12 protein-coding genes are annotated in these 16,353 nt (G+C 65.0%); 6 read left to right on the forward strand and 6 right to left on the reverse strand.

Annotated features, from left to right (window positions below; all coding sequences use genetic code 11):
- Nucleotides 1-705 precede the first annotated feature (705 nt).
- On the forward strand, nucleotides 706-1,815 hold the full coding sequence (locus CW348_RS15200; RefSeq protein ID WP_202950639.1) for an alpha/beta hydrolase: 1,110 nt from the start codon (nucleotides 706-708) through the stop codon (nucleotides 1,813-1,815).
- Between the two features lie 87 nt (nucleotides 1,816-1,902).
- Here the strand turns inward: CW348_RS15200 and CW348_RS15205 are convergent, their stop codons facing one another.
- Together CW348_RS15205 and CW348_RS15210 are read right to left on the reverse strand one after the other, a co-directional pair.
- Nucleotides 1,903-4,293, reverse strand: a complete 2,391-nt coding sequence (locus CW348_RS15205) for an excinuclease ABC subunit UvrA (RefSeq protein ID WP_104613115.1) — start codon at nucleotides 4,291-4,293, stop codon at nucleotides 1,903-1,905.
- 331 nt (nucleotides 4,294-4,624) lie between these two features.
- Nucleotides 4,625-5,017, reverse strand: a complete 393-nt coding sequence (locus tag CW348_RS15210) for a DUF488 domain-containing protein (RefSeq protein WP_038043712.1) — start codon at nucleotides 5,015-5,017, stop codon at nucleotides 4,625-4,627.
- A gap of 512 nt (nucleotides 5,018-5,529) precedes the next feature.
- Between CW348_RS15210 and CW348_RS15215 the strand changes: the two genes are divergently transcribed.
- Nucleotides 5,530-6,171: a hypothetical protein gene (locus CW348_RS15215; protein WP_016188706.1), complete on the forward strand. Its 642-nt coding sequence runs from the start codon at nucleotides 5,530-5,532 to the stop codon at nucleotides 6,169-6,171.
- Between the two features lie 63 nt (nucleotides 6,172-6,234).
- On the opposite strand, the gene CW348_RS15220 is transcribed toward CW348_RS15215, so the two are convergent.
- Together CW348_RS15220 and CW348_RS15225 are read right to left on the reverse strand one after the other, a co-directional pair.
- Nucleotides 6,235-7,800: an OmpA family protein gene (locus tag CW348_RS15220; RefSeq protein ID WP_011291995.1), complete on the reverse strand. Its 1,566-nt coding sequence runs from the start codon at nucleotides 7,798-7,800 to the stop codon at nucleotides 6,235-6,237.
- A gap of 243 nt (nucleotides 7,801-8,043) precedes the next feature.
- On the reverse strand, nucleotides 8,044-9,315 hold the full coding sequence (locus CW348_RS15225; protein ID WP_051122466.1) for an FAD-dependent oxidoreductase: 1,272 nt from the start codon (nucleotides 9,313-9,315) through the stop codon (nucleotides 8,044-8,046).
- 142 nt (nucleotides 9,316-9,457) lie between these two features.
- On the opposite strand from CW348_RS15225, the gene CW348_RS15230 reads away from it, so the two are divergent.
- Nucleotides 9,458-10,549, forward strand: coding sequence for an NAD(P)-binding domain-containing protein (locus CW348_RS15230; RefSeq protein ID WP_287464137.1), 1,092 nt, complete (start codon nucleotides 9,458-9,460; stop codon nucleotides 10,547-10,549).
- A gap of 901 nt (nucleotides 10,550-11,450) precedes the next feature.
- Here CW348_RS15230 and CW348_RS15235 read toward each other — a convergent pair.
- Nucleotides 11,451-11,834: a helix-turn-helix transcriptional regulator gene (locus CW348_RS15235; protein WP_016188710.1), complete on the reverse strand. Its 384-nt coding sequence runs from the start codon at nucleotides 11,832-11,834 to the stop codon at nucleotides 11,451-11,453.
- A 132-nt stretch (nucleotides 11,835-11,966) separates the two neighbouring features.
- Here CW348_RS15235 and CW348_RS15240 point away from each other — a divergent pair, with 132 nt between their 5' ends.
- The 3 genes from CW348_RS15240 (at nucleotide 11,967) to CW348_RS15250 (ending at nucleotide 15,768) form a co-directional block, all read left to right on the forward strand.
- Nucleotides 11,967-12,938 carry an arsenic resistance protein gene (locus CW348_RS15240; protein WP_011292000.1) on the forward strand — a complete coding sequence of 324 codons (972 nt, stop codon included), beginning with the start codon at nucleotides 11,967-11,969 and terminating at the stop codon, nucleotides 12,936-12,938.
- 239 nt (nucleotides 12,939-13,177) lie between these two features.
- Nucleotides 13,178-13,786, forward strand: coding sequence for an isoprenylcysteine carboxylmethyltransferase family protein (locus CW348_RS15245; RefSeq protein WP_104613116.1), 609 nt, complete (start codon nucleotides 13,178-13,180; stop codon nucleotides 13,784-13,786).
- A gap of 842 nt (nucleotides 13,787-14,628) precedes the next feature.
- On the forward strand, nucleotides 14,629-15,768 hold the full coding sequence (locus CW348_RS15250; protein WP_016188711.1) for an amidase family protein: 1,140 nt from the start codon (nucleotides 14,629-14,631) through the stop codon (nucleotides 15,766-15,768).
- Between the two features lie 152 nt (nucleotides 15,769-15,920).
- Here the strand turns inward: CW348_RS15250 and CW348_RS15255 are convergent, their stop codons facing one another.
- Nucleotides 15,921-16,295: a DUF1330 domain-containing protein gene (locus CW348_RS15255; protein ID WP_011292004.1), complete on the reverse strand. Its 375-nt coding sequence runs from the start codon at nucleotides 16,293-16,295 to the stop codon at nucleotides 15,921-15,923.
- Between the last annotated feature and the right edge of the window lie 58 nt (nucleotides 16,296-16,353).

Here is a 16,353-nt window from a genome sequence, read left to right on the forward strand (position 1 = left end):
CGCCCACACCACTCACACGTCCGGGACACCAGCGCCCGCACCGTCCGCTCAGTCTCCCTACCCAGCCCGTCCCCGTGGGACCGCTGTGCTCTCCGCCTCGCCACGAGCGCACCATTCCGTCACTGACAAATCAAGACTGATCAACGGGAAGTACCAAGGTATCTTCGATACGGAAACCCGCTACGCGCGCGCGAGCGCGACGCCGAGCAACCCCGGGCCGCGACAACCAGAGCACCCCGGGCCCGGTGGCGCTGTGTGGTCCCGTTCGTTCCACGGCCCCGGTTGGCAGAACCCCGAGAGTGTCCGTTTTGTCCCGTTTTCTGGTTTTCGATAAGGGAAGCTTATAGAAAACCAGAAGCCCATCCAGGCGCCATGTCCGTTTTGTCGGCTTCCTTGGGTTCTGTTGGCTGCGTTTGTTTACGTTATTTAATAACGTTTGCAACGCTACGAAATTAAAGGGGATGGTGGCACACCCCAGACAACACACAACACGACAGCCCCTGGCCCGCCACGCCCCTGCTTTTCGCACCGCACCACCATCGTTACTTTTGGTGACACAATGGGGGAAAGCAGGTCAGACAGCACACCGCACACGCATCACCTGGATGGACGGCAGGCATGTCACCGTCTTCACACCCCGATCCGGCGTATCCTCTCCGGACCACCACCCCAGCAACGGTCACAAGCCCGCCCACATCCCCCACGTTGCGCACCACCCAGGACCTGCCCTCCCCCCGCCCGGCACCCCGCACCCTCACCGCAATGGAGGTGTTCATGAGCAGCCCGCACTGGCAACCCGACATCCTCGGTGACGGCTACCGCCAGCATGTTCTCGACCTTGGCGCCGACCCGGACGGTGAAGGCCGCATCGTGGCCGTCCTCGTCCGCCGCGACATCCAACCCGGAGAAACCGTGCACGGCGCCGTCCTGTACGTCCACGGGTTTTCCGACTACTTCTTCCAAACCCCGCTCGCAGACTTCCTCGCCGCCCACGGCCTCGTCTTCTACGCCCTTGACCTGAGAAAATCAGGCCGCGCACGCCGCGAAGGGCACACCGCCCACTACGTGTCCGACCTTGCGCTCTACGACACCGAGCTCGACCGTGCCCTCGGCATCATCAGCGCCGCCCACCCCGGCCTGCCCGTCGTCGTGCTCGCCCACTCCACCGGCGGGCTGATCACCTCACTGTGGCTGGACCGCCGCCGCGCTGCCGGACGCGTGCCCCCAGTAGCCGGCCTCGTCCTCAACAGCCCCTGGTTTGACCTGCAAGGCAAACCGTCCCACCGCGGGATCCTCACCCAACTGCTGCGCGTGCTCGCCAAAATAGCGCCGTTCCGCCAGCTTTCCACCCTGCCCGGCGTCTACGGGCAAACCATCCACACCAGCGGCACCGGCGAGTGGGACTTCGACCTCACCCTCAAACCGTTGACCGGATTCCCCGTGACCGTGGGCTGGTTGAACGCGGTACGCCGCGGACATGCTCGCCTCCACCGCGGCCTGGACGTCGGAGTGCCGTCGCTGGTGCTGCGCTCAGACCGCTCCGACCTGTCCGGTGTCTACTCTGAGCTGAGCGACCGCACCGACACGGTCCTGGACGTCACCCACATTGCCCGGTGGGCCGGCTGCCTGGGCGGAGAAACCACCGTAGTACCCATTCCGGGGGCGCGCCACGACGTGTTCCTGTCCCTCCCGCAGCCCCGGGAGCATGCCTACCAGGTTCTGGGGTCCTGGCTGGACCAGCACGGACTCTCCACCCGCCCGGCAGGCGACGACAAACCCGCTGCGGAAGGCGGAATCACCCCTGCAGCCTCCTGACCGGCAGCCCTCCCACCACCACACAGCCCCCACTCTCGACCATGTGTGGGGCGGGCCGCGGCCCGCCCCACACAGAAGAAGAAAGGCCTAGGCGCCGACGTAGTCGGCAAGATGCTGCCCGGTCAGCGTGGAACGCGCGGCGACCAGCTCCGCGGGAGTGCCCTCGAAAACAACCCGGCCGCCCTCATGCCCTGCCCCGGGGCCTAGGTCGATGATCCAGTCGGCGTGCGCCATCACCGCCTGGTGGTGTTCGATGACGATCACCGACTTCCCCGAATCAACAATCCGGTCCAACAACGCCAACAGTTGGGCCACATCCGCCAAATGCAAACCGGTGGTCGGCTCATCCAGCACATAAATGCCGCCCTTGTCCCCCATGTGGGTGGCGAGCTTGAGCCGCTGCCGCTCCCCACCCGACAAGGTCGTCAACGGCTGTCCCAAGCTGAGATACCCCAACCCCACATCAGCGAGCCGGGTGAGGATCGCGTGCGCCGCAGGAAGACGGGCCTCACCTGCGCGGAAGAACTCTTCAGCCTCCCGCACCGACATCTCCAACACGTCACTGATCGTGCGGCCACCCAACGTGTACTTCAGCACGGAAGCCTGGAACCGTTTGCCCTCACACGTCTCACACACCGTGGCCACCCCCGCCATCATCGCTAAATCGGTGTAGATCACGCCTGCCCCGTTACACGCAGGGCACGCCCCCTCCGAATTCGCGCTGAACAGCGAAGGCTTCACCCCGTTGGCTTTCGCAAACGCTTTACGGATCGGATCCAACAAGCCCGTGTAGGTGGCGGGGTTGCTGCGCCGCGATCCCCGGATCGCGCTCTGGTCGATCGAGACCACGCCCGCCTCAGCCGGAATCGACCCGTGCACCAGCGAACTCTTGCCCGAACCAGCCACCCCGGTGACCACCACCAGCACCCCGAGGGGAATGTCCACGTCCACGTTCTTCAAGTTGTGGGTGGTAGCGCCCCGGATCTCCAACTTGCCCACAGGGGTGCGCACCGTGTCTTTCAACGCGACCCGGTCCCCCAAATGCCGACCCGTCAACGTGGAACTGGCTCGCAACCCGTCCACCGTGCCGGCAAAACAAACCGTGCCGCCCTGCGCGCCAGCTCCCGGACCCAAGTCGATGACATGGTCGGCAATGGCGATCACCTCAGGCTTGTGCTCCACCACCAGCACCGTGTTGCCTTTGTCGCGCAGCCGCAGCAGCAATTCGTTCATCCGCTGAATGTCATGCGGGTGCAGCCCGATCGTCGGCTCATCGAAAACATAGGTGACATCCGTCAGACTGGAGCCGAGATGGCGGACCATCCGCACCCGCTGCGCCTCACCACCGGACAGGGTTCCTGAGGGCCGATCCAACGACAGATAGCCCAGTCCGATCTCCACGAACGAGTCCAACGTGTGCTGCAACGTCGCCACCAACGGCGCCACCGACGGCTCATCCAGGCTGCGCACCCATTCCGCAAGATCGCTGATCTGCATCGCGCACGCGTCCGCGATACTGATCCCGCGGATTTTCGACGACCGAGCCGCCTCATTCAACCGGGTGCCGTCACAGTCAGGACAGGTGCGGAACGTTACTGCCCGGTCCACAAAAGCCCGAATGTGCGGCTGCAACGCGTCACGGTCCTTCGACAGAAACGACCGGCGCACCCGCACCACCAGGCCCTCATAAGTCTGATTCGTGTTGCTGATCCGGACCTTGGTGGCCTCCCGGTACAAGAAATTGTGCAGCTCGGTGTCGGTGTAGTCACGGATCGGCTTGTCCGGGTCGATCAACCCTGACGCAACGATGATCTGCACCGGCCAACTGGTGGGCTTGTAGCCGGGAACAGTGATCGCACCTTCGTTGACCGACTTATCAGGGTCATACAACTGGGTCACGTCAATGTCCGTCACCTGCCCCCTGCCTTCGCACCGGGGACACATGCCTCCCGCGAGCGAAAAAGTCCGCCGCACGGTTTTCTGCTCCGGGCCCCGGTCCACGGTGAGCGCGCCACCGCCGTGCACGGAGGCAATGTTGAACGAAAACGCGTTAGGCGGACCCACATAGGGTTGTCCGAGCCGGCTGAACAGAATCCGCAGCAGCGCGTTGGCGTCGGTGACCGTGCCCACGGTGGAGCGGGCGTTGGCGCCGATACGCTCCTGGTCGACGATGATCGCGGTCGTCAACCCTTCCAGCAGGTCAACGTCGGGGCGCGCCAGAGACGGCATGAACCCTTGAATGAAGGCGCTGTAGGTTTCGTTGATCAACCGCTGCGATTCTGCGGCGATCGTGTCGAACACCAGCGAACTCTTTCCCGAACCGGACACTCCGGTGAAAACGGTGAGCCGGCGCTTCGGGATGTCCACGTTGATGTTTTTGAGGTTGTTCTCGCGGGCGCCCCGCACCCGGATGAGGGTATGGCTGTCAGCAGCGTGACCCGCGGACTGCCGCGGATCCGCTCCGGCACTCTTGCCCATACGATCTCCACCTGGTTCTGCAACAGGGACGTATACGGTGTAGTCAAGCCAAACAACCCCCAGTGACAAAAATGCTTTTCTCTCCACGCCCCTAAGCCGCCTCCCAGGAAAGTCACGCAGGATGACCCCGGCCAGGACTGCGGGGCATGGCCACACCCGCGGGGGAGGGGAAAAGACTGTGCTGTTCCTAGGGTTTTGCGAGCACGCGGCCTAGTCGACCACCCTTCACGGCCTCTTCAGGCACTGTGCACAGCACAGCTTCTGCCACAAGTGGGCCAGAAAACTCTTCCCGTCACGGCCCTGCTGCCGCACCCTTTCAAGCCCTGGTGGTTTAGTCGCGGGCTCCAAGCTGCTCTATCACATAGGAGCGGAGCACCACGGCATTGTTCCGCTCCGTGTCAGCAGCGGAATACAGCAGCGTGACCGGGGCGTGCCGTGCAGCATCCACCAGCACATCAATCCCTTCAGGGTCGCGCGCCAGCTCATCCCGGTAGCGGTCCTGAAACTCCTCCCACCGCTCGGGAAGGTGACCGAACCAGCGACGCAGCTCACTGCTCGGCGCCACCTGCCTGAGCCACCCGTCCACGTGCACCTCGTTTTTCCGAATCCCTCTCGGCCACATCCGGTCCACGAGAAACACCCGCCGCCCACGGGTGGCTGAACCGTCCCGAACCTCCGCGTCGTAAACGCGACGCACCTCAATGTCAACCTGTGTGGCATCCATGGGATGCCTACTGCCCACTTCCCCGCCCCGTTCACCCCACCCTCCCTCTCCTGCGCGGGATCAGCCGAACAGGGCACCTAAAGCACCGCACACGCCACCGCAGCGGCTGCTGCCACGGAACAGACCACGGTGAGCCATACACCTCCCGGTTTCTCAACAGCGACGCCCCGGACGTTCGTCAGCTCCTCGACCGGACCCGCTCACGCAGCGTTAGCCACCGAAACATCGCTGCCCCAGCCAGACCAGCATCGCCCTGCTCCCACCGACGTGCACGGCCACGGCGATCTTTTCCCCTTTGTGCCGCACACTCTCGCTGAGGGTTTCAGAAAACACCACCGGCCCACCCGCGGGACGAGAAGCAATCGGATGATCGTCCCCCACGCAGGCGGGGAAGGGGGTGGGGCGGCCGCGCCACCGAACCAGACTTTTTCTTGCTAACGTTCTGGCGTCTGCGCCCAATGCCCTCCGTGGGGCGTACAGGATCCCCTAACCACACTCGTGGAAAGTTTTCTATGCGACTGATCCCCTCCACACCCGCCGGATGTCTTGCCGCCGCCGTCGGAGTCGTGGTGGTCGGTGGCCTGGGCTACGTCGGCTACCAGTACTTTTCCGACGACGAGTTCACCCTTCCCGTCACCGCGCTCACCTCTCCCGCGCCCACCCCCAGTCCGGTGGACGCCACTTTCACCCTGCCAGGCACCTGTGCTGAGGCTCACGCCCCCGAACTGGTGGGCGACCTTGCCCCGCCCGGCGCCACCCTCGTGGAAAACGTGGAGACCATCGACGAGGCCGACGCCCGCCAACTGTCGTGCACCTGGAGCACCGACAGCCAGTCCCTCACCCTGGTCTTCGCCGTCAACGTCGACCCCAGCGACCGAGTGTCCGTCGTTTCCCTCAACGACGCGGAACAGCAGACCCGGGAAATGGGGTGGGAAGTCGACGTGGACGTCACCACCGACAGCTACCAAAACACCCACACCGATGAACTGGGCGGCGAACTGAAAACCCTCACCACAGTTGACGGCTCCCTGCAGCAGTTGTCCCTGCAACTGCCGGGAGACGTCCACGTCTCCCTCATCGCCTCCTCTATGGACATCAGCCAAGAGGACATGGAGCGCATCCTCATCACCGCCGCCCAACAGCTTCAAAACTAGCCTTCTCTAACGCGTGTGTGGGGGGCAGGAACTCCTGCCCCCCACACACGCATGCTCAGGCGGTTATTCGATGGGAACGTCAGGGATCTCCCCGAACGGTCCAGCACGCAAAGTCACCGACTCCACCTCCGAACTAGGCGCAGAAAACACCGCCACCAGCTCGTAGGTGCGGTCCGGCTGCAACCGGTGCACCTCCTCAGCGAACGCGCTGTAGACCCCGTCCCCGAAGTTCATCTGGGCCACATACCGCACCAGGCCGCTTTCCGGCTCCACCACTTGGAAACCGCCCAAGGTTCCCTTACTGAACCGTTCCGGCCCGCCAGCCACCGCAAAACCCGTCAACCCGGGATCCACGGGCGTATCCGTGAGGTTGGTGAACGTCACCGTTCCCACCACAAAAGCACCATCGCGGCGGAGCGGATAGACGTCCAACCGCACCCCGTCCCGCTCCACACTGGCCACCACTTCACCCGGGTCGTCGGTGAACGGCGCCGGCCACGACACGTGCTGCCCGGCCACCCCCAGCCCGTCATCGGTCTCTTCCTCGCCACCCCCGGGCATCCGGATGGTGTAGGAGAACTCCACACGCCGGTTACGGGCCCGCGCCTGCTCGTCATCCGGGCCGCCTTCCCGCGCAATCGGCTCCCGGCTACCGCGGCCTTCCACCACATAGGTGTAGCCGGTGCCCATCTCCTCCACCAGCAGGTTACGCACCGTCTCAGCCCGCCGCACCGACAAATCGTCGTTGTAGGCGTCAGTGCCGATACCGTCGGTGTGGCCGATGATGATGATCTCCGGATGATCAGGGTCGACGTTGCGTTCCAGGGTTTCCGCGGCCCGCCGCACCACGGCTTCGGCTTCCGGCGTCAAATCAGCCCGGTCAAACTCGAACATCACGTCAGAGTGCAGCGAGATCGTCTCCGTGGTCCCGTCCCTGGTCACCGACGCGATCTCCGAGTCCACAAAGCTTTCCACCCAGCCTTCGACCGCCACCGCGTCCTCATCAGGCCGCCGGTTGTCGAAGGTGAGTTTCTCCCCAGCCGCAGGCGGCTGGTCCACCGACAGGTGCTGGCCGCCGTTGGGGTTCTCCGGCTCGGGCCGCTCCTCGTCCACGTCCTGGACGGGAATCCCCGTCATCGCACCCAAACCACTGCCCACGAACGTCACCTGCCGCACGTGCGGGGGAAGCGGCGGAAAATAGCGCCGGTACTCGTTAGTCACCCCAGGAAACACCGGGTACATGCCGTTACCGGTGGGACTCACCGACCCGTACTTCATCCCCTCGTCGTCCACATACGGCCGATACACCCGCCCCGTCATGGGATCGACCAGGGTGTAGGTCATGCTCAGGTTGCGGTTCGCACCCTCAAACTCGTCCGGATAGGTGATCTCATAGTGGAGCACGGTGTAGTCGTCGGTGCGCTCCAGGCCGGTGATAGCGAACCGCATCGTCGCATCCTGCCCCGTGTCCTGGAAGATCACGCCTTCCTTGACGTACGGGAACTCTTCGCGGACGACCGGCGGGCCATCCCCGGACACCCACGACATCACCACGCTGCAGCCACTCGCAAACAAGCAGCCGCTGGCCGCTAATGCCACAAACGACAAGACGCGCCTGTTCCGCGCCATGGGGGACATCTCCGATCATTGGGGGAATCTGTTCGGGCAACATCCTGCTCGAATCCCCGGACAAGTGCGAAACGCGCACGTCACACCGCAACTACTCGACCACCGGCGCACGGGGGAGAGGCATGACCAGAACCAGCCCACGCACCCCCGGGGGGATAAGAGTCAACGCCGTCTCACCGGCCGCCACAAACGAGCACGGCTGTGTGGACCGTTGACACCGCCACCGTCACAAACCCGCCGCCCCTACCTGGCAGGAGTGCGGCGCGCCCACACTGGGGCTTTCTCCGGCCGCGGCCCCACACCCAAGACTGCGGCCGGCACCGCGGTCATCACCGGCATCCGCCCCATCAACCCCAGCACCCCGCCCGGAAGTCCACGGGCTCTACCCTCAAGCACGGGCATAATCACCCGCTGATGCATGACCCGCTGCAACGCTTGAATCACCACCGTCGGCAGCATGCGGCGCCGCTGCACCCGAGCCAACCACCGTTCCCCACCCGGGGAAGCCAGCCTTCCCTCACGCAGCGGACGGGCAAGAATCCGCGCCGCCGCCACCGCATCCTGCACGGCAAGATTGATCCCCACCCCACCGATCGGCGACATCGCATGGGCAGCATCCCCAATACACAGCACCCCCGGGGCATACCAGCGCCGCAACCGGTCCACCCGCACATTCAAATGCTTCACATCATCCATAGACTCAAGCCGGGCAGCCCCGTCGGCAAGCTCAGGAAGCAGCTCAGCCGTGTCCGCCCGCAACGCCGCAATCCCCCGCGCCCGCAACTGCGCATCCGCCCCTTTCCGCCCCACATACGCCACCTGCGCATAGCCCTCCCGCGGAATAGCAATGATGATCTTCCCGCGGCTCATGCGCGGCAGCAGCGACTCCAGCCGCCGCTGCGTGGGAATGCGATACCACCACACATCGATCCCCACCGGAAACTCTTTGACCGGCAAACCCACTGCGCGCCGCACCACCGACCAGCGCCCATCACAGGCGACCACGAGGTCAGCCCGCAGCCGACCCGACCCTGAAGGAGACCGGAAGTCCACCCCCGCCACTCGGTCCCCCTCCCACACCACGCCGGTCACCTCATGCTCCATACACAGCCGAAACGTCGGCTCCCTGCTCGCCTCCTCCGCAAGCAAGGTCAACAAGTCCCACTGGGGGACCATCGCGATGTAGGGGTGCCGCAAAGGCAACCGCTCGAAACTAGCGAACGTCACCTCACGGCCCTCCGGGGTAGAAAAAACCGCGCGCCGCAACCGCGACTGCGGCAACGCGTCAAAACGCTCAAACAACCCCAGGTCATCCAAAAGCGCCATGGTGGAAGGGTGGACCGTGTCACCCCGGAAATCCCGCAGGAAATCCGCGTGCTTTTCCAGCACCACCACGTCAATCCCGGCACGGGCCAACAACAGCCCCAACACCAGCCCGGCCGGCCCACCGCCCACGACAGCACACGTGGTGCGTAGCGTCACACCACGGCCAGCATCCCCGCCACTACCCGCCATTTCCCTCCCCTTACCGGCACACCTAACGCATCCACCCCCGAAAGGGACCATTCCCCTTTCTCAGGGAATACCCCACCCCCTCCCACCCTTGCCCTTGATAAGACCCGCACCCCACCGCAACGCATCACGAAAGGGGGCCTCCATGACTGAGACGATCCACGAGGTCGACGTCGCCGTCATCGGCGGCGGACAAGCAGGCCTCGCCTCCGGCTACTTCCTCACCAAACGCGGCTACCGCCCCCACCGCGACTTCGTCATCTTCGACCGCTCCCCACGCCCCGGCGGAGCCTGGCAACACGTGTGGCGCTCCGTCCGCCTCATCTCCCCACCCCACTACACCCGCCTACCCGGACTACCGTGGGAACGCCCCTTCCACGGGCCACCCAGCGGAGACGAAGTCGCCGACTACCTCGCCCACTACGAACAGCACTTCCAACTTCCCGTGCTCCGGCCCGCCACCGTCCACCAAGTCACCAACGACGGCCCCGATCCCACCATCACCCGCACCACCCCGCTCCTCATCACCACCGACCAGGGCACGTGGCGGGCACGGGCCATCATCAACGCCACCGGAACCTGGGACGCCCCCTTCATCCCCGCCGTCCCCGGAATCGGCGACTTCCGCGGCCGCCAACTCCACGCCGCCCACTACGACACCCCCCACGAGTTCGCCGGCCACCGCGTCATCGTCGTCGGCGGCGGCCACTCCGCGCTCCAAATCCTCGCGGAACTCTCCACCGTCGCCGACACCCTCTGGGTCACCCGCCGCCCACCCGAATTCCGCACCACCCCACTCACCGAAGCAGAACTCGTCGGAATCACCCGAGCCGTCGCCGCCCACGCCGCCAGCGGCCGCCCACTGCGCAGCGTCGTCAGCTACACCAAACTCATCGAAACCCCTGAAGTAGCCGCAGCCCGCGAACGCGGCGCCCTCAACCCCCGACCCATGTTCCACCGCATCACCCCCCACGGGGTGGCCTGGAACGACGGCACCACCGAACACGCCGACACCATCCTGTGGGCCACCGGCTTCCGCCCCGTCCTCGCCCACCTAGCACCCCTCCGCCTCCGCTCCCCCCACGGCCGTATCCCCCTCGCCGACACCCACGCCGCCATCGACCCCCGCATCCACCTCGTCGGCTACGGCCCCTCCGCCAGCATGATCAGCGTCCACCGCGCCGCCGCCACCGCCGCCCGCGTCCTAGCCGCCAGCCGCCCCCAACCAACGACCTAACCTCAACCAAACTTCAACTCCACGAAGCTGAGCACCACCACCCCCGCCCCTGACCTCGACTTAAGTCGAGAATGAAACCTCAACCTAAGGTGAGATCCACCGAGACGGGATACGTCCTCCCCACCCCCAACCACCACTAAAGCTGACGCACCTCGACAACGGACCCCTCCACACCGGCCTGCTCAGGCACAACAGCAGCAGCACGCCGATGACCCGTCACCATCACCACGCGACACCCCGAGCCCCGCAACGCAGCAACCGCCTACACACCCTCGGGACGCAGGCACGGGCCAGCGAATGCCCACCACGCTCCTCCACGCGGCCGCAACCCCCAACACCCGCTCCGCGCGCCACCCCGACACCAGTCGCCACCCCAATCACCGCCAGACGGTTATCGGTGAGCGTTCCAGTCTTGTCCACGGCCACCGTCGCCACCCGACCCAAAACCTCCAACGCCGCCCGCCCCCGATCACAATGCCGTGCCGGGAAGCCCACCCACCGCAACCACCGGAACCGAGAACCCCAACGCGCACGGCGGAGCCGCAACCAACACCACCAAGGCCCGCTCCATCCCCTCCCGGACCACCCTGGCACGGACAGGCGCCAAACCCAGCAGCGCAGCAACCCCCGCCGCGTACGCGCAACCAAGAACTCCTCAAGCCCTCACCGCGGCGATCGTCATCAGGGTGCCCACGCCCACGCTGCCCCGCACCGAGCAACACGGCGTGCTCAGAACAAACGCCCACACCCCACTACCAGTACTGCAGTACACAACACCGGCGGCACCACCTCGGGAACACTCACCCAGCCGCCGCCATACCCCGCGGCGAAACGCAGCTCCCCGGGCCTACCACAGCTTCTCCAGGGTTCACGCTCGCCCATCTCCTCGCACCCGCACGCCTCACTCACCGCACGCTTCCGCCACGGCATCCTCGCCCCCGTAATTAGGGCACAACGCGACCGCATTACCCGTGGCAGCCAGCACCACCTCGGCCGCAGCGAGCAGATCGAACAGCTCCCGATGCGCCAGGGAATAAAACACCTGCCGCCCCTCCGGCCGACCCTTCACCAGCCCGCAATCCCGCAGGCACGCCACATGCTTCGACACCGTGGACTGGGCCAGTCCCAACTGGGCCACCAGATCAGCCACCCGCGCCTCCCCCTGCGCCAGCCGACGCACGATCGCCAGCCGGGTGACATCGGAAAGACTGTGGAACAGTGCCTGAGCCGCTCTCAGATCCGAATCCGCGGGAGAATCACCACTCCGCCCATTAACCATCGCCATAAGGCGATAATATCGCCGAAATCGAATCACTAAGAAGAGCGAAAACACCCCGTCCTAACCCCACCCCACCACCACAGCTAACGTGACACCGATACCACCACACCCGACTGCCACCCGCTCCAAAGAACCGACATGCCGCTAGCCGAACGCCTTCAAAGCCTCTTCGTCGCCCTCGCCGCCCTCACAGGACTCGCAACCGGCCTCCTACTCCCCATCGGACCAACAGCCGCCCACGCAGTACTGCCCGCCCTCATCCTCATGCTCACCGCCGTCTTCCTCCAAATGAACTTCGCCCGCCTAGGCGAGGCACGCCACGCCACCCGCCTGGTCACCACCAGCCTGATCCTCAACTTCGCCGTCACACCCGCCCTTGCCTGGACTCTAGGTGCCGGACTCCTCACCACACACCCCGACCTACGCATCGGACTCCTCCTCCTGCTCGTCACCCCCTGCACCGACTGGTACCTCGTCTTCACCGCCCTTGCCCACGGCCACACCGGCCTCGCCACCGCCCTCCTCCCCGTCAACCTCCTCCTGCAACTCGCCTTACTCCCCGGCTATGTCCTCCTGCTCGGCGGCAACGCAGCCATGGTCGACGCCACCACCCTCACCGAATCAGTACTCCTCGTCCTCGCCCTCCCCCTCACCACCGCCCTAGGACTGCGCTGGATCGCAACCCGCCTCAAAGGAGCCCACTGGAGACACCGCTTCCTCACCACCCCCGCCAGCCGCCTCGTCCTCCCTCTGCTGTATGCCGCAGTATTCGCCATGTTCGCCGGACAGGCCCGCACCGTCGTGACCCACGCCCCCGACCTCATCGCTCTGCTACCACCCTTGGCAATCTTCTTCACCGCCCTCCCCGCCACCGCCACCGCCACCGCCCGAATCCTGCGACTTCCCCCCGACCAACGCGTCACCCTGGTCATGACCACCACGGCCCGCAATTCACCCACCGCCCTCGCCATCGCAGTCGCCGCGTTCCCCGACCGCCCCCTCATCGCCGTCGCCCTCGTCATCGGCCCGCTCCTGGAAATCCCCGTTCTCACCCTCCTCACCCAACTCGTGCGGATACGCCCTCCCCACACCACCTCCTCGCCCCGCTAAAGCTGGAGCAGCCCGCCACCACACCCCTGCCAGATCACCGTGGAGAGCGTGAACGCCACCCCGCCAAGCAAGAAGCCACTCGACGTCCAGCCGCACCCCAACCCGAAAACCACGCAAGTGTCTCCGCGCACCCATTGCCCACCCCCACCCACCGTGCTATCAATCGCCATAAAGCGATGACATTCACCAAAAAGAATCATTGAGAGAGCTAGCAACGAACCCTGGGGGAGGGGCCCACCATGGCCACAGCCGCACTCATCCTCTACCTCATCGGCCTCATCACCGCATTCGGCATACGCACCCTTACCATATGGCAGCGCACCGGCGACACCGGATTCCGCAAACCCAACACCGCCCCCTTCACCGCCCCATGGTGGGGAACCGTCCTGTTCACCAGCGCACTCGTCCTCGGCCTGCTCGCTCCCGTAACCGGAATGCTCGAACTCGCAGCGGTAAGACCGCCCACAGCAATAGGAATCGCCGGACTCGCCACCATGCTCCTCGGACTCATCCTCGTCCTCATCTCCCAAGCAGCAATGGGCGAATCCTGGCGTATCGGCGTAGACGAAACCGAGCACACCGCCCTCGTCACCCACGGTGTCTTCGCGCTCATCCGCAACCCCATCTTCACGGGAATGGGCGTAGTACTCGTCGGCCAGCTCCTCGCCGTCCCCTCACTCACCGTCGCAGCCGCCCTCGCAGCTTTCACCGCAGCAGTCCAAATTCAAGTCCGCGCTATCGAAGAGCCCTACCTCCTCCGCACTCACGGAGAGGCCTACCGCTCCTACGCAGCCCGCACCGGACGCTTCCTCCCGCTCATCGGCCGATGGCGCCCCACCGACAAGTGACACACGACGAAGCCGAGCTCGGCCGCCCCCGGTTCGCATACATCCCCAGCACGCGCCCAGCAAAAGACCCCATCTCCATGAAAAAGAAACACCCATCGATCGACGCAACTACTCGGCAGTCCTGACCCGCACCGTAAGAAAACTCGAGAATGTCAGGGGCCGAGGGATCCCCGTTCTGCGGAGCGGCGTACTGAGCCATGATCGCCAGGACAGTCTCCGCAGAAGCCAGGGGAGCGTCTCACCATTGCGCCAACCCTTTGGACATGAAACCGCTCGCCACCAGCACCATCATCATGCATCACGCTAGAGGACTACGCTCTTTCGTTTCAGAATCCCGGATACCAAGCCGGCTATGAGAAACGGTTACATAGTTAGCTGATTTGTGTTTATTGATTTTGGTGGGTTTTGGTTGGTTTTTCGATAGTGGGTTTTATATTCATTTAAGCATCACCTTTACAATGTAGATCAAAACAAGTGAAAGCAGGGAACGCCTTCTCCTTCTCTTTCTCTCCCTGTTTCTTGCTGGGCGGACTCACCGCTTCTCCTCCTTCTCCCATCAAACTCGCGCAAGGAGGCAGCGCTGAGCCCACTTCCTTGAGCTGCGCCCCTTTTCTCCTCCCCACAACTCCCCCACTACGTGGCGGTCGCCGCATCAGCTCACGAGCCGAGCGCCAGACGGCCCCATCGTGTGCGTGAGAGGGGCAACCGCGCCCAGCCGCTGCGGCAGTGGTGGTCATCCATGGTTGACTGCCTTCATGTCGAGGTCTTCCATATCTGCCCTGCCGCCGAGCTCTTCCGGTGGTATTTCGGACCCTCGTGGTGACCACCCATCGCTGTGGCGGGTGGCAGGTGATCCGCTTATCCCCGCCATCCGCGAGGGTGCGCTCTCCGGGTTTCGGGTTGCAGTGAAGGATCTCTTCGCGGTCGCCGGATACGCGATCGGAGCGGGAAACCCGACCTGGCTCCATGAAGCCCCGGTGGAAACAGACCACGCCCCGGCTGTCCGGGCCCTCCTGCACGCAGGGGCCGACATTGTGGGAATCGTGCAGACCGCTGAGTTCGCCTACGGTCTGACCGGCATCAACCAGCACTATGGGACACCGCCGAATCCCGCCTCCCCTGGTCGGGTTCCTGGAGGATCATCGAGCGGGTCAGCCAGCGCCGTCGCCCTCGGGCTGGCCGATATCGGCTTGGGAAGCGACACGGCAGGCTCGATCCGCATACCAGCCTCCTACTGTGGGCTGTGCAGTCTGCGCCCCACCCACGGCATGGTCCCCACTGCCGGAAGCATCGGGTTGGCTCCCTCTCTCGACACTGTCGGGTGGATCACCCGGACACCACGGCTGCTCAACCGAGTCTCTGACGTGCTTCTACCGCAGCGCTCCGCGCCACCGATCCGCCGACTCCTCTTGGCGGTCGACCTGTTTGATCTGGTTGAACCTGCGGTGCGGGACATGCTGGTGGACGAAGCCCACGAGTGGGCGCAGCAGACCGGTCTCCCCTTGCACCCTGTGGACTCCACCTGTGCTGCGCACCTGGAAGAGTGGGCGGAAGCGGTGGGCATCATCCAAGCCGTGGAGATGTGGCAGACTCACGGCCGCTGGCTGCGGGAGCACGCCGGCGCGGTGTCTTCCCTTGTCGCCGACGCCATCGCCGCTGGGGAAGCTATTCCCGAAGACTACCTGGAGTGGGCGCAGGAGACGGCCTGCCGCGGGCGGCGTCTCCTCGCTGAACTGGTTCCGCCCGGCACCGCGCTGGTGCAGCCAGCAGCACCGACCACACCTCCCCCACCTGAGCAGGCCATGAGCGACCTCGACCTGCTCACAACGACCGTGATGTTCGTGTGCGCGGCGAGCATGGCGGGCTTGCCCGTACTCACTCTTCCCGGGGTGCGCACGTCGGCTGGCCCGATCGGGCTGAGTCTGCTCGCGGCTGCCGGAAGCGACCGTGCTCTCAGCGCTCTCGTCGCCGAACTTGAATAGTCGCCGAGGCGCGCAGGAGAAGCACGCGGATCTCGCGGCCGCGATGCTGCCACCCGTGGGAAAGGCTCATCCGGTGGGTTTTCTGGTGTGCGGCTGGAAGGCCTGTTCCACGGGTGGCGTGCGGACGACCAGTTCCGGTGGCGGATACGGGGTCAGGCGCTGCGGGTCGGCCACGGAGTGGTGGGTTGGAGCACGGCTTCGCTCAGAGCCTGAGTGCGGAACTCTGTGATCTGCTGATATTCGGGGTCCTCAACCATACGGATGAATGCTTCCCGGCTGGGGTAGCGGACGAGCAGCACCGCGTCCCACGCTTGTCCTTCCTCAGCGACCAGGGGAGTAGCGCCGTCGCCGGCGTAGACCAGTTCAGCCCCGTACTTGTGGAGGATCTGGCGTGCCCGCCGAGTGTACTCCGCGTAGGAGGCTCGGCCTTCTGGGGCGAAGCGCAGCAGGTTGAGCATGACAATAGGGCCGCCGGGATCCTCGTCGAGGAAGCGGGCAAGGTCCGCGCGCGTGGGGTCAACTGCCATGGGGAGGGCTCCTTTGCCGTCAGGATGAAGGGCGGGTGGCCTTCTGGAGAAGGCAGTA

The sequence above is a fragment of the Thermobifida sp. genome (assembly GCF_017577275.1).
GTDB lineage: Bacteria > Actinomycetota > Actinomycetes > Streptosporangiales > Streptosporangiaceae > Thermobifida > Thermobifida fusca.